This window comes from Bifidobacterium mizhiense (assembly GCF_020884755.1).
In the GTDB taxonomy this organism is placed as follows: Bacteria; Actinomycetota; Actinomycetes; order Actinomycetales; family Bifidobacteriaceae; genus Bombiscardovia; species Bombiscardovia mizhiensis.
Genome location: NZ_BPWE01000001.1, coordinates 323,731 through 338,025 on the forward strand (window position 1 = coordinate 323,731; position 14,295 = coordinate 338,025).

The following is a 14,295-nucleotide window of genomic DNA, read 5'->3' on the forward strand; positions in this document are numbered from 1 at the left end:
GAGAGGAGCCCATCATGGCGGACAAGGTACTGGTCATCGGGTCGGGAGCCAGGGAGCACGTTATCGCCACCACCCTGCTGTCCGGACCAGGAGTGGATCGGGTCTGGTGCGCCCCGGGCAACCCGGGTATGGAGCCGGACGGCATCAGCCTGCTGCAAGAGGATTCCTCGCAGCCAGAAAAACTGATCGCTGCAATACGCGAGCTTGGAATCGACTGGGTCTTCGTTGGACCCGAGGCTCCTTTGACGGCTGGATTGGTCGACGAACTACAGGCTGCCGGCATTCCAGCCTTTGGACCTACCAAGGCAGCGGCCCGCATCGAGGGATCCAAGGGCTTTGCCAAGGACCTGATGCGCAGGCATGGGATTCCTACCGCTGACTATGCGGTCTTTCATGACTTGGACAGCGCCAAGTCCTATGTGCACTCGCACGGCGCCCCGGTCGTCATTAAAGCTGACGGGCTGGCAGCCGGCAAGGGTGTGACGGTGGCCGCCGACCTTGACCAGGCCATACAGGCCCTGGATGACATCTTCATCGATCATAAGTTCGGGCAGGCAGGTGCCCAGGTGGTCATCGAGGATCAGCTGGTGGGTCAAGAGTGCTCGCTCATGTGTTTCGTCAGGGGCGAGCAGTTCTGGCCTATGCCCCTGTCACAAGACCACAAACCAGCCTATGACGGGGATCGGGGTCCCAACACCGGCGGCATGGGGGCTTACTCCCCTCTGCCGCAGTTCGGTCCAGAACTGACCCAAAAGGCCTTGGACACCATCGTGGCCCCCACCGTCCGGGCCTTGGCCCAGGAAGGCAATCCCTTCACCGGTGTCCTATACACGGGATTGATGGTCACCGACAAAGGCCCTCAGGTCGTCGAATTCAATGCGCGACTGGGTGACCCGGAGACCGAGGTGGTGTTGCCCGCCCTGACCAGCGACCTGGGCACAGCCATCCGCGCGCTGATGGAGGGCGGAGAGCCACAATTCACCTGGGACGAATCCCACAGCCGCCTGGGTGTGGTCCTGGCAGCCCAGGGCTATCCCGGCAATCCCAAGACCGGTGTGCCTGTGCCCTTGATCGCCCCGGAGCAGAACCTCAGAGCCTACTATGCCGGAGTGTCCGGCTCAGCCTCAACTGGTCTGACGTCCTCCTCGGGAAGGACCGCACTGGTGGTGGCTCAAGGAGACGACCTGGCTCAGGCAGCCCACCGGGTCTATGACCGGCTGGACGGATTGTCGATGCCGGGCCTCTTCTATCGGCACGACATCGGCCACCGCGGTCTGGATGCCTAATTAGCCGAGCTGGTCGTGCTCTCGCTGTCCTTATCCTGGGTTTTCTCCTCGAGGCGGGCTTGTTTCTTGGCCTCTTCCTTGGCCTGACGCTCCATTTCGGCCTTCTGCCGGGCGGCATCCGAGCGGCGGGTAGGCGTGGTGTTGAAGCCAGTCCCCTGCAGGTAGTGCTTGCCGGCCATGATGTCGTACTGGATCAGCTTGTAGTCGTTCAGGAGCTGTCGAGTGGCCTTGTCGAAGTCTCCGGCATTCATGGGCTGGCCCTGGGCATTCAGATAGTTGGTCTGCCCTGCCGGTATTCTATTCCAGTCCTGGATCTGGTTGGCCACCGGAGGCTCGATGGCGCTGATCTTGTCGTGTAGCTCGGTCAGGAAGGCCGTAAAGGGCGAGACCTTGGCATCCATGTGCTCGGCCGCCTGGGCCTGGAAGAAGTTGGGCGAGGAATAGGCACTGTTGCTTACCTGCGTTCCCGAAGCATTCGAAGCTTTGTTAGACCAGATAAAGTAATCGGTCAGATGCAGGGCCAAAGAGTTGCGCTCGTCCCAGCTCGCCGTGCCATAGATGCCAGGCAGGTGATCCCCGTAGAAGACCACGGTGACCGGCTTGCTCTGGGAATCGAGGCTGTTCAGGAAATCGGCAGTAGCCTGATCGCTCAGGCTGACCCCCTTGGCGTAGGTGCGTATTGACTGCATCTCATCGTCGCCCAGGGGTCTGCTGGGGTCGGATGAACTGACCGAGAAGCCGTTGCCGTCATACCAGTCGTTGTAGGGCATGTGGTTCTGCATGGTGATGACCTCGACGAACTGGTTGCCCCTGTCGTCGCCCATCTGCTCCAAGGCGGATTCGTAAGCGGAGCGATCCCCCACATACTGGCTGCGGTCGATGCGGTCCTGGTGGGCTATCTGGTCAGGGCCAGTCAGCGAATAGAAGTGCGAGAAGCCGAACTTCTTGTAGTTCTCGGCCCTGGAATACATGGAGGACTCGTAGGGGTGGAAGGCCAGGGACCTGGATGGCGTCCCCCAGGCCTGATTGACCGTGGGTATCCAGTTCAGGTGAGGGATGACCTGCTGATAGGGGGAGGTCAGCGAGGGATCGAAGTTGGCCATGGACAGGCCGGTCATGGCCTGGAACTCCAGATTGGCCGTTCCCCCGCCATAGCCGGAGGAGAGCATGAGCCCGCTGGTGGTGCCCTCCTTGATGGATCTGATATGAGGCATGGGGTCCTGGTTGAGCGCGACGCCCGGCACCCGTGTGGGATCCGAGAACGACTCGGAGAGGATGTAGACCAGGCTCGACTCATTCATATAGGACTTACGGTCATGGTTGATGCGGTCCGCCGAAAGCTGATAGCGATGGGCCAGAGACTGCATGGTGGCGCGGCTGTATCCTGCGGGCTGGTCCATGACCTTGGGCCGCAGCTGCCGGGAGAATGACACGAAGACCCCGTTGCGCTGGGCGTCATAGACCGAGTCCCACATGGAGGGTTTGTCGCCCATGAACTGCGAGAAACGATAGGCGGGACTGCCGTAGGTGCCCACAGTAGACATGAACACCGCCACCACCAGCACCGGAACAAGAACACCTGCTGTACGGAGTCCCGCACCCAAAGGCTTGTTGCCAGTGGCCACCGGACGGCCGCGACGGGCATCCATCCGCGTTACCACCCAGCAAAGCACGCCGAGGACGATCAGGGCCACGACGCCTAGCCCGATCATGATCAGGGACCGGGCCGGCAGGAAGGAAACCAGGTTGGCCGCATCAGCATGGAGGAAATCCAGGTCCGAGGGCAGGACGGCCTCATACCGTGCACGCACCTTGAAGCGTTCGATAACCGCTATGACCGCGCAGATGGCCAGGATCAGCCCTGATGCCGCCCAGAAGCGATTGGTCAGGTAGGTCAGAGCCAGGTAGACCAGGCCCACAGCCAGCATGTTGAGCACCAGGACGAACCGACGCTGGGTCCACATGGCCGAGATGAAGCCCCAGAATCCGATCAGCGGGTTGGACAGCTCGACGCGGGAGCTGTTCAGGGAGACCCCCCACTGCAGGATGCCCACCGACAGGAAGTCAATCAGGATGAAGGCGAGCAGGTAGACCCACCCGCGTACCCGAAGACGTCCGGTCATGTTCTGCATCCAGGATGTCCACCGGCCGGGCTGACGCTTACGATCCTTCACCGCATACTCCTGACTTTGGCGATTGGGCCCACTGGGCCTTTACCCATACCTGTGCCATTGTTCCCATCAAGGACGACAAGCCCCACGAAAACACCCCTTAGCGAACATCAAGCGCAAGCGGACTCATCAGGCCTTGGCGCCCGGCACCTGCTGGACCAGGGCACTGATCCAATCCTCCAGGTTCCGGTACTTATCGGGGCGCTGCTCGCTGACCTCGAACACCGGCACATGGGCCTTGCGAGCCTCAGCAGCCAGCTCCTTGGAGGTTCGATTGACTTCTTGGGTGTTGAGGACCAGCATGTCCAAGCGTCCGGATGCCAGCAAATGACGGAAGGCCACCAGGTCCTCAGGCGAGGGCTCGCTCTCGTTGGCGGCCGCCCGCAGGTACCCCTCTGGGGTCAGATCCTCCATGCCCAGATCATGGCAAAGGTAGTAGGCAGCCGATTCCGTGGCCGCGTAGTGCCGTCCCTGGGTGTGCTTGCGCGCATCGGCAATCTGATCGTCCAGCCGGGCCTGCCGACCCTGCCAGTCCTGGTAGGCCTTGTCGAAGCCAGCCGCTCGGTCTGGACGCAACTGCCTGTAGGCCTCATGCACAGCCTTGGCAGCTGCTCTCCTGCCCTGGGAGGAAAACCAGAGATGGGGGTTGTCGCCAGTCTTGCGCCCTGATGCCTTGGATACGTCCACCAGCTTGGCCTGCCCGGTTTCCGCGGCCTTGGCAGCCCAGTCGTCGATGCCGGCCCCGTTGACGATGACCAGATCTGCACGACTGATCCGGGCGATGTCCGCCGTCGTCGGCTCATAGTCGTGGGCATCAGTCGAGGTGTTGCTCAGAATGGTATCCACCCGGGCCTGGTCGCCGCCCAGGTCCACAGCCAGGGACTGCCATTGGTTGATGCTGGCCACCACCTGCAGAGGGGCAGATCCTGTGGACGACGAGGATGATTCGCTCTTGCCGCAACCTGTCAGACAGGTCAGCAGAGTCAGTCCGGCCAGGAGGGCGGCGACCAAGGTACGGGTCCGGCGGAGGCGTGGGCTGCTGGCATGCATGAATGGGTGGTTCCTTCCTGGCGACGGCACTGGACGGACCTGTCGCCAGGCCCGCCGACCGTTACTGAGATTGATTATCAATAAATCTACCATAGACGAACCCATGACCGGAAGCTATAGAGGCGGTCTGGGCGAGAATGCGAGAATGAATGGCTGTTCAAATGGCAGCCGTGCGACCGGACACTCCCTATACTGAACTGCGGATGTATTTTGGTTGGAAGGAATGGTATGGGTGCATGGCTGGCAAAGGTCCATCTGACCCAGGGGTGGCTGCCTGCGTCAATATTTTCGCTGACGGCCCTGGCCCTGATCGTGCTGGCGCTGACCGGACTGACGCATGGACGCTGGCGGACCCTGCTGCGCCAAGCGGCCATTGCCCTAGGCATAGGAGGCCTAGGGCTGTTGGCCACCTGGCTGGTCTCCGACGTCTTCATGCTCTTCGGCGTCTCCCTGGGCTGGATGGTCATCATCAGCGTGGCCTTGGGATTTCTCGCAGTGGGGTTTGCCGTCTGCATCCTGATCACTGCCCGGGGCTGGCGCCGCGTCCTTGCCGCCCTGACCGTCCTGCTCTGCCTGCTTTCCACCGGGCTTCGAGTGGATATCATCTACGGGGAGTTCACCACTCTGGGGTCCCTGTTCAGCGTCTCCCTCTACCCCGACTACAAAGACCATAAGACAGCCAGACCGGCCATGAGCGTGGCACAGTGGCGATCCTTGGCCTCACGGGGCGAACTGCCCTCGCATCCCAGCGTCGGCCGCTCCTACAGCATGCGCATCCCCAACAGCCGCTCCCGATTCGCAGCACGGCCAGCTGATATCTACCTGCCGCCTGCCGCCTTGAGCGACAAACCGCCCGCGCTGCCTGTGTTCGTGCTTCTGGCCGGCCAGCCCGGAAGCCCCGACCGGCTCTTCACCGCCGGAGCCATTCCGGCCATGATGGATGCCTACGCCGCCCAGCACGACGGCCTGGCACCAGTGGTGGTCTCCCCCGACCAGAACGGTGCATCCTCTCACAACAGCCTGTGCGTGGACTCCCCCGTCTACGGGAAGGCCGAAACCTACCTGAGCAGTGACGTCCCCGCCTGGATCCGCGCTGAACTGCCCGTCGCCAGCCAGCCCCGGCAATGGGCCATCGGCGGATTCTCCCAAGGCGGGACCTGCTCCACCCAGCTTGGGGCACGGCATCCAGACGTCTATGGAAGCATGCTCCCGGCTGATGGGGAGCTGGAACCGACCCAGGGTCGGCAGGAACAGATGATCCGCGACTACTTCGGCGGCGACCGAAAGCGCTTCCTGGCCCAGGTTCCGGCCAGGGCCATACTGGAGCGGGCGCCATCCCGCCAGCTTCTGTTCACCGCAGCCGGGTCCAACGATAAAGAGTCCCAGCACAATATGATGGTCATCGCCAAGGCCGCCAACCAGGCTGGCATGAAGGTGCGGGCCGTCATCACCCAGGGATCGGGCCATGACTGGCATACAGTCAAGACGGCTTGGAAACCCGGGCTGGAGTGGGTGGGCGAAGCCATGGGACTAGGACCCATGTCCCGACCAGTTGAAGATTTCCCGAACATTATCGAAACACACCTCGGCTGAACCGCTGACAGATCAGAGCGTCCAAACCGATAAGCAGAAAGAGCCGCCGCAATCATGGAGACAACAAATAAAGGATCCGGGCTGATGGAGCCTTCGGCCAAGACCGTGCTTCTGCGGGACCTGACCAGATGGGTCAGACGTCACGCTCTTGCACTGGCTTTCAGCCTTGCGCTGGTCCTGCTCAACCTGATCAGCTGGCTGCTGATCTGGCTGCTGCGCATCCCCGGCAGGACACGGCTGGGCATGCCGCTGTCAGACCTGATCATTCACCAGGTTCCGCATCCGGTCCACGGCCAGGGCCGCCCCTCGCTTCTGATCCAGTTCGCACGGCTGCTGGTATCCTTGGTCATCACCCCTGGCCCCCTGCAACTGATCATAGATGTGGCCCTGGTGCTGGTCATGCTGTGCATCGCCGAGACCCGACTGGGTCGCAGGCGCACCGTGCTGGCGTCAGTCATCAGCGCGATAGGCGGCGCGGCTGTCGGGCTGATCATCTGCACCCTGATCAATGCACTCCAGGACCATTGGGCCTGGTTCATCCGAGTGCCCATGACGCTCAGCCCCATCATCCTGGTGGTCGGATCCCTGATGGCCTCCATCCCCTTCAGCGACTTCCTATGGCGACGCAGGATCGCCACAATAGGCTACACGGCCTTGATATTGATGGTGCTGTATACCGGCAACCCCGGCTACTATTGCGCCCTGGCTGCAGCGCTGATCGGCCACTTGACCGGCCACCTCTGGCACGGACCGGTCCAGGACGCCAATCCGCATGGCCACAGCGGCTCCTATGAGACCCGCCACCTGCTGGGGGCCATTTCCACGGTTCTGGCTCTCGGCCCTCTGGTCACCGTCTCCTCCAGGATCCGCGCAGGATTCTTCACCCCGCTGGGCATGTTCCTGGGTTCGGACCCTGGCGGCAGCGCTGCCCTGTCCCGCTGCCTGGCCGAGAACAACCAGGCCAGCTGCTACGCCCAGTACGGTCTGGTCGCCGGCCGAGCACCCACCGGCGTCTCGTCCCTGATCATGCCCACCCTGGTACTGCTGGTGGTGGCCTGGGGCATCTACCATGGCCGCCGGGTTGCCGCTGTCACCGGTCTGGTCCTCAACACCCTGACCATCATCTTGGCCATACTCTATTTCCTGGTCTTCCCCCTGACCATCGGAGACGGCCTGCCACGGGTCATTCACCACGGCGCCTTGCCCTCCCTGCTGATCATCACCCTGCCGCCGCTGATTCTCAACTGGTTCCTGGCACGCAACCTGCACATCTTCCTGGTACGGACCAAGGCCTCGCGCCTGCAGGTGGGCTGGGCAGCCATCGTCCTGGCCTTCCTGGCCACAGCCATGGGCTATCTGGCCTTCACCGCCGCAAGCCCCGGATCCTTCCACCCCTGGCCCACCACCGGCAGAGCGCTCTCCCAGCTGCCCGAACTCTATCTGCCCAATGGAGTGGCCTCGCGCTTCCGCCCAGCCCTGGTCCCACGCACGCCCACCGGGATGATCGTCAGCCATGGGGTGGGGCTGATCTTCTGGCTGGCGGTCCTGGTGGTTCTGCTCTCCTGGATGCGCAGCTCGGTCATCCAGAACGGCAGCGAGCGCCAGGAGGCCGATCGGCTGGTCGAGTATGGGGGCGAGAGCATGTCCTTCATGACCACCTGGGAGGGCAACAGCTACTGGTTCTCGCCCAGCGGCCGGTCGGCCATTGCCTACCGGCTTTTGCACGGCATCGCCCTGACCACCACTGGCCCATTCGGCGACACTGACGAGTATGCTGACGACCTGGACGAATTCACGCGCTTCTGCAGCGCCCACTCCTGGTCACCGGTCTTCTACAGCGTCCACAAGCCTCAGCGCGATCTGCTCGCATCCCGTGGCTGGTCCACCCTGACGGTCGGCTCGGAGATGGTGGTCACCCCCAGCCTTTGGCAGACCAAGGGCAAGAAGTGGCAGGACATTCGCACAGCCATCAACAAGGCCAAGCGCGACAAGATCACCGACGTGCTGACCACATTCAACGATGCTTCATGGGATGTCCAGTCGCAGATCGTGGATATCTCCGAACAGTGGGCCGAACTCAAGGCCCTGCCCGAGATGAAGTTCACCCTGGGCGGCCTGGATGAGCTGAGGGACCCGCGCATGGCCATCCTCTACGCCGTGGACGACCAGGGCAAGGTGCTGGCCGTGACCAGCTGGATGCCCACCTACCGCCAGGGCCAGGTAATTGGATGGACCCTGGACTTCATGCGGCACAGGACCGACAGTCCCAACGGGATCATGGAGTTCCTGATAGCACGGATGGCCGAACGGCTGCGCGACCAGGGGACGGCGGAATTCATGAGCCTATCGGCCGCTCCCCTGGCCGGCATGGACAGCAGCGAAGACGATGACGATGGTCAGGGCGAAGATCGGACCGCCTTCCTGCAACATGCCCTGCATCTGGTGGCCGACCTGATGGAACCGGCCTATGGCTTCCGCTCGCTCTTCTTCTTCAAGAAGAAGTTCCAGCCCAGCGAGCACCCGGTCTATATCTGCTATCCCGACCCGGCCCAGCTGGCCCAGATCGGACTGGCTGTAGTCCAGGCCTACCTGCCCAATCTTAAGGCTTCGCAGGCCTGGGAAGCCATCAAGACCATCATGCCCAAGGGTCGGGAGGATCACTGACATCCGCCTGATCGGATCGATCACGACAGCTGCTGCACAGGCCGTAGACCTCCAAGGTGTGCGAGGAGACTGTAAAGCCATGTTCAGCCGCCACGGACTTCAGCCAGCCATCATCGGGCGGGCTGATTTCGACGGTCCTGCCGCAGCGTTCACAGACCAGATGATGGTGGTGCCTACGCTGGGCCAGGCAGACCCGGTAGAGGCGGATGCCTCCATGCTCAATGCAGTCCAGGCTGCCGGACATATGCAGGGAGCCCAGCTGACGATAGACCGTGGCCAAGCCGATTCGTTGGCCTGAATCCTGAAGAAGCCTGTGCAGCTCCTTGGCTGAGACGAAGTCGTTCTGGGCCTGAAGAACCCTCCAGATGGCGTTCTTCTGCCGCGTCTGGCGGCCGACGGATGAGCCAGCGTTCATGATTAGACACACTCCTTGGGCTCCACCAAGCCTACATCCGGATTGCCGGGACGGATGTGAGGATTCGGTTCAGTCCAGGTCGGACCAGCAGCCTGTGGCTTCCAGGTCCTGGGCTGTCTGCTCCGGATCGTCGGTCAGCACCGTCAGGTGCCCCATCTTGCGGTCGGTGCGCACTTCGGCCTTGCCGTAATCATGCAGGAACCATTCGGGATGCTCACCCAGCAGCTTCCTGACCGGAGTCACATGCTGGCCAAGAACATTGACCATGACTGCCGGGCTGAGCAGGCGAGGATTGGGCAGGGGCCACCCGGCGATGCCCCGAACATGGGCATCGAACTGGTCCATGGAGCAGGCCTCGATGGTGTAATGACCGGAGTTATGGGGGCGCGGGGCCAACTCGTTGACCACCAGACCGCCATCGGGCATGACAAAGAGCTCAAGGGCCAAGGTCCCGGCCAGCTTGAAGCCGTCAGCCAGGGTCAGGGCCATGTCACGCGCCCGGTCGGCCATCCCAGGGTCCACCTTTGCCGGTGCCAGAGTCATGTGGAGGATGTTGTGACGGTGCTCGTTGCGAACCATGGGGAAGGTCACGTAATCCTTCCCGTTGCCTGAAACCAGTATGGATGCCTCGAAGGCAAAGTCCACGAACCCTTCCAGCACGGAGGGCGGGAAGTCCCGACCCTTCACCCGCGCCTGCAAGGCCTGCAGATCATCCTTTGTGCGCAGGACCGCCTGACCATGGCCGTCATAGCCGCCGGTTCGTGTCTTGAGCACAGCGGGCATTCCGAGCTCCTTCAGGGCTGCGTCAAGCTGATCAAGGCTGTCAACCTGCCTCCAAGGGGCCGTATCGATGCCATGGCGGTTGATGAAGGTCTTCTCGTGAACGCGGTCCTGAGTAACCCTGAGCAGGTCGGTCCCCTGAGGGATGGCCACACGGTCCCTCACCTGATCCAGTGCGTCGGCATCCACGTTCTCGAATTCGTAGGTGAGTACATCGCTACGTTCGGCAAGTCGCTTGAGGGCCTCGAGGTCGCCATAGTCGGCCGTCTCCTGAAAATCGGCCACCTGGGCCGCAGGAGCATCGGGCGTGGGATCCAGCACACCGATGCGGAATCCGTGGTAACGGGCACTCAGAGCCATCATCCGTCCCAGCTGGCCGCCGCCCACGATTCCGATGACGGATCCCGGCTCCAAGTGATCGATTCTTCCCTTGGTTTCCTCAGACAAGCTTGGCATTGGAAGCCTCCACGGATCGAGCCAGCTCAGCGCGGTAGTCATCCAGAGCCTGAGCCAGCCTTGGATCATTGATAGAGAGGATCGAAGCCGCCAACAGACCGGCATTGGTGGCTCCTGATGCGCCTATGGCCGTGGTCGCCACAGGAATGCCGGCAGGCATCTGCACGATGGACAGGAGTGAATCAACCCCGCTCAGTGCATGGGACTTTACTGGCACCCCGATGACCGGCAGCGTAGTCTGAGCCGCCACCATCCCAGGCAGATGGGCTGCTCCTCCGGCCCCGGCGATGATGACCCCTATGCCCTGGCTCCGGGCCTGATGCGCGAACTCCGCCATACGCCCGGGTGTGCGATGGGCGGAGATGACCTCCTTGGTGTAGACGATAGCGAACCGGTCCAGCATCCGACAGGCTTCCTTCATCGTCTCCCAGTCGCTTGATGACCCCATGATCACTGCGACGCGTGCCCCTTCATGTGTATTGTCAGCCATCGGCCCTCCAATGTTCATGCACATCCGATACTACGCAAGGCCGGGGAGAAGCCGACCAATCGTGACGGTCCTATGGATGTAAGGGCCGGGCCTGGTGAACATCGCGCTTTCAGCGGCTCCAAACCGCTGTCTCAGATTTAGAATCATTGGATTGCATTACGAAAACAGACAGGAGGGTTATGGGCAAGCTTCTGGACAGCATCGACTCCCCAAAGGATCTGAAGGTTCTTTCCTTGGAAGAGCTGAATCGACTGGCCGACGAGATCCGTCAGCTGCTGATCAGCTTCTGTCGACGTCACGGCGGCCACCTGGGCTCCAACCTGGCCACCATCGAGCCCATCATCGCCCTGCACTACGTCTTCGATATGCCTCATGACCACCTGATCTTCGACGTCTCCCATCAGGCCTACACCCACAAGATTCTGACCGGTCGGCGCCGGGCCTACACGGACCCGGAGTCCCAGGAGGATCTTTCCGGATTCACTTCGCCCAAGGAGAGCCCCTACGACGACTTTATGCTGGGGCACACCGGCACCTCCATCGGTCTGGCCTGCGGGATGGCTGCCCAGCGGGATGCGACCGGAGGCAAGGCCAACATCATCGCCTTCATCGGGGACGGCTCCCTGAGCAGCGGGCCGGCATTCGAGGGGCTGGACTGGGCTGCAGAACAGGGCGGCAACCTGATCATCGTGGTCAATGACAACGAAATGTCCATCGCTGAAAACCACGGGGGGCTCTACAAGAGCCTGGCGGCCCTGCGTGCCAGTGGGGGACGCAGCCCGGGCAATCCCTTCTGCGCCCTTGGACTGGACTACCGCTATGTGGAGGAGGGCAACCGAATTGAGGATCTGATCGAGGCCTTCCGTCAGGTCAAAGACACTGACCATCCGGTGGTGGTTCACATCCACACCCGCAAGGGCCTGGGGCTGGGCCAGGGCAGCCCAGAACAGATCGGCCCGGCCTCCATGGATGGGGGTATTGGCGAAAAAGCCCGTATGACCCCCCTGCCCGACCTGCCCGCCGAAGGTCCAGTGGAGGCCAACCACTGGCAGGACGGCTTGGACTCTCTGGACCGTCTGCCAAACTCACGAAAGACTTACGGAAGAATGGCCATGCAGGCCCTGGAGGCCAGGTTCCCGCAGGAGCCGGGCCTGACGGTCATCTCCCCCGCTACGCCGCTGTCCAATGGCATCGATCCCGACTTCCGCCAACGGGCCGGAAACCACTACCGGGACGTGGGCATCGCCGAATCCCATGCGATAGCTTATGCCGCGGGCATCGCCAAGGCCGGAGGCACGCCTGTAGTCGCCACCTCAGCCACCTTCTTCCAGAGGGCCTACGACCAGATCGAGCAGGAGATGGCCTTGAACGGCAGTGCGGTGACCCTGCTGGTCTTCTCCACCGGAGTGGCCAAAACCGACGCTACACATTCCGGCACAGCCGACATGGTCATGATGCGAGGCATCCCCGGACTGACCTGCCTAGCTCCGACCAGCGGGGCCGAGTTTTTGGACATGCTGGCCTGGGCCACGGGTCCGGCCCGGCAGCCGGTGGTCATCAGGGTACCCGGCGAGCGCACGCTGGCGACTGAACGCGCAGGCAAGCCGATAGCGGCGTCTGCAGATCCCTCGAAGACCGATGCCGAATGCAGATCGGACGATGCTCCCTGGGATCGCTATCGCATCCTGCAAGGGGGTAGAACAGTAGCCCTGCTGGCTCTCGGCGATGCCCTGCCGCTGGGCCATGACCTTGCTGATTCTTTGGAGAAGTCCACGGGGCTGAAACCCACACTGGTGGATCCTCATCGCTATGACCGTTTGGATGAGCAGACCTTGGATGACCTGGCCAGCACCCACTCCCTGGTGGTCACCATCGAGGACGGCCAGCTGGACGGCGGCTGGGGACAGGCCGTGGCAGCCTACTACGGACCGAGCCAGGTTCGCACCCTGGCCTTCGGAGCGGCCAAGGAGTTCAATGACCGGATTCCCCAGGCCACCCTGCTGGAAAGGTATGGCATGACCGTTCCTGCAATGAGGCAAGCCATATCGGATGCCCTTGGCGACCAGGCTTCATAGATCTGACCCGCCGGTGGACCCAGGCGGGTACAATGAAAGGGTTTGGCCCCGTAGCTCAGCTGGATAGAGCAACTGACTTCTAATCTGTAGGTCGAGAGTTCGAATCTCTCCGGGGTCACTTGGCAAACCACTACTCCTGACAAGGTAGTAGGGGTTTTATCTTATCTCCAAGAGCACAGACAATTTACAGTTTGTGTGCCATTTGTGTGCCACAATCAGCAAAATCACCAGGACACCCTGTACCTGCGCTTGATCTCCCTGACGGTCCGCTCGGTGGCCCCGTACCGGATGGCGGCGAGGCCGGTTCTGATCTGCTGGTGCATGGTGGCAAGGCGCACGCGGTCCTGCCGGCTGAGGCCGGCTTGCTGCTCTTGGCCGATGACCTGGTCGAGCCGCTTGTGCAGGAGGATGGTCAGCCGCTCCCGCTTATCATCCTAGGCGGGTGTGTAGCCGGGGTGGTTTTGGGAATCTGACTGATGTCATCTGAAGTGTACATGACTTGGGTAATAGGACAATCGACGTTGGCTATCCGGCGGTGAAACGTCACTTGACGCCATCTCTGTAGTTCCTCTGGGTCCGGCATGTAGCCGGTGTAAACACGATTTCGGAAAATGAAAACTGCAATAATAAAAAATAGAACCGAAACATGGTCCGATTAAGTAGGGAGGTCCATATGGGCCAAATGGAAATAGAAGCCAGATGTTTATTCCCTGATGCATGGTTGATGAGTGCTTTGGCTCTGACACACGATCAGGTCTCTGCATGGAAAGAGGATGGTCAGCCTTTACCCGAGAGGGCCTGGAAGGGTCTTCAGTCTCTGATGAGCAGGGGCGGGAACAACACGAGCAAAGACTACACCAGTGATGACCCGTTGAGGTGCACGTACAGCAAAACTCTCGATTGCATGTTGGACAGAGTGGATAGCAAGACCGCCACCGATCAGATAGGCAGTCGGTCATTCAGGATGAGAATGCCGTTTGGCTGGATCGATTATCGTAACAACCAGATGCGATCGACTAAATCACGTTAGCGCTCCATCAGAAGACGACGTAGGTACTATTTGTTCTGATGTAAAATGTTGTGCGGACTTCACCACCCCGCACAGCTTGCGCCGCACCTTTGCCACCCTCTTACAGGAGACCGGCGTACCCGACCACGACATAATCGCCGCAGCAGGATGGGTCGACGACACCACGCTCAACTACTACGACATGCACAACCACGCCATCCAAGGCAAGGCTACCAGCACGCTCAGCCAATATCTCGCATAGATGCGTCAGGCCGTCTGCATTAATCGGGGGGGGGGGGGCACAAC

10 protein-coding genes and 1 tRNA gene are annotated in these 14,295 nt (G+C 61.5%); 6 read left to right on the top strand and 5 right to left on the bottom strand.

The genetic code is table 11. From position 1 onward, the window contains the following. The first annotated feature begins 14 nt into the window (after positions 1 to 14). The gene (gene purD, locus LPC22_RS01330) at positions 15 to 1,286 is read left to right on the top strand and encodes a phosphoribosylamine--glycine ligase (protein WP_229131737.1); all 1,272 of its coding nucleotides are present in this window, start codon (positions 15 to 17) and stop codon (positions 1,284 to 1,286) included. Here the strand turns inward: purD and LPC22_RS01335 are convergent. Continuing rightward, positions 1,283 to 3,460: an LTA synthase family protein gene (locus tag LPC22_RS01335; protein WP_229131738.1), complete on the bottom strand. Its 2,178-nt coding sequence runs from the start codon at positions 3,458 to 3,460 to the stop codon at positions 1,283 to 1,285. The genes purD and LPC22_RS01335 overlap by 4 nt on opposite strands. Positions 3,461 to 3,586: 126 nt before the next feature. Continuing rightward, positions 3,587 to 4,507, bottom strand: coding sequence for a metal ABC transporter solute-binding protein, Zn/Mn family (locus LPC22_RS01340; RefSeq protein WP_229131739.1), 921 nt, complete (start codon positions 4,505 to 4,507; stop codon positions 3,587 to 3,589). A 228-nt stretch (positions 4,508 to 4,735) separates the two neighbouring features. Here LPC22_RS01340 and LPC22_RS01345 point away from each other — a divergent pair, with 228 nt between their 5' ends. Both LPC22_RS01345 and LPC22_RS01350 read left to right on the top strand, forming a co-directional pair. Next, a complete protein-coding gene (locus LPC22_RS01345; RefSeq protein ID WP_229131740.1) occupies positions 4,736 to 6,100 on the top strand; it encodes an alpha/beta hydrolase in 1,365 nt (454 codons plus the stop codon). A gap of 54 nt (positions 6,101 to 6,154) precedes the next feature. Continuing rightward, positions 6,155 to 8,764, top strand: a complete 2,610-nt coding sequence (locus LPC22_RS01350; RefSeq protein WP_229131741.1) for a bifunctional lysylphosphatidylglycerol flippase/synthetase MprF — start codon at positions 6,155 to 6,157, stop codon at positions 8,762 to 8,764. Here the strand turns inward: LPC22_RS01350 and LPC22_RS01355 are convergent. The 3 genes from LPC22_RS01355 to purE form a co-directional block, all read right to left on the bottom strand. Next, a complete protein-coding gene (locus tag LPC22_RS01355) occupies positions 8,736 to 9,179 on the bottom strand; it encodes a Fur family transcriptional regulator (protein WP_229131742.1) in 444 nt (147 codons plus the stop codon). The two genes, LPC22_RS01350 and LPC22_RS01355, sit on opposite strands and share 29 nt — an antisense overlap. Before the next feature lie 69 nt (positions 9,180 to 9,248). Further along, positions 9,249 to 10,415, bottom strand: a complete 1,167-nt coding sequence (purK, locus tag LPC22_RS01360) for a 5-(carboxyamino)imidazole ribonucleotide synthase (RefSeq protein ID WP_229131743.1) — start codon at positions 10,413 to 10,415, stop codon at positions 9,249 to 9,251. Beyond that, complete coding sequence (gene purE / locus LPC22_RS01365; RefSeq protein WP_024626635.1) at positions 10,399 to 10,905, bottom strand: 5-(carboxyamino)imidazole ribonucleotide mutase; 507 nt, start codon at positions 10,903 to 10,905, stop codon at positions 10,399 to 10,401. The genes purK and purE overlap by 17 nt, the downstream gene beginning before the upstream one ends. A 179-nt stretch (positions 10,906 to 11,084) precedes the next feature. Between purE and LPC22_RS01370 the strand changes: the two genes are divergently transcribed. The 3 genes from LPC22_RS01370 to LPC22_RS08370 all read left to right on the top strand — a co-directional run bounded on the left by LPC22_RS01370 (position 11,085) and on the right by LPC22_RS08370 (position 14,251). Beyond that, positions 11,085 to 12,980, top strand: coding sequence for a 1-deoxy-D-xylulose-5-phosphate synthase (locus LPC22_RS01370; RefSeq protein WP_229131744.1), 1,896 nt, complete (start codon positions 11,085 to 11,087; stop codon positions 12,978 to 12,980). 44 nt (positions 12,981 to 13,024) lie between these two features. Then, positions 13,025 to 13,098 (top strand) — tRNA-Arg (locus LPC22_RS01375). An 859-nt stretch (positions 13,099 to 13,957) separates the two neighbouring features. Continuing rightward, entirely contained in the window at positions 13,958 to 14,251 is a 294-nt protein-coding gene (locus LPC22_RS08370) for a tyrosine-type recombinase/integrase (protein WP_284143452.1), read from the top strand. Positions 14,252 to 14,295 lie beyond the last annotated feature (44 nt).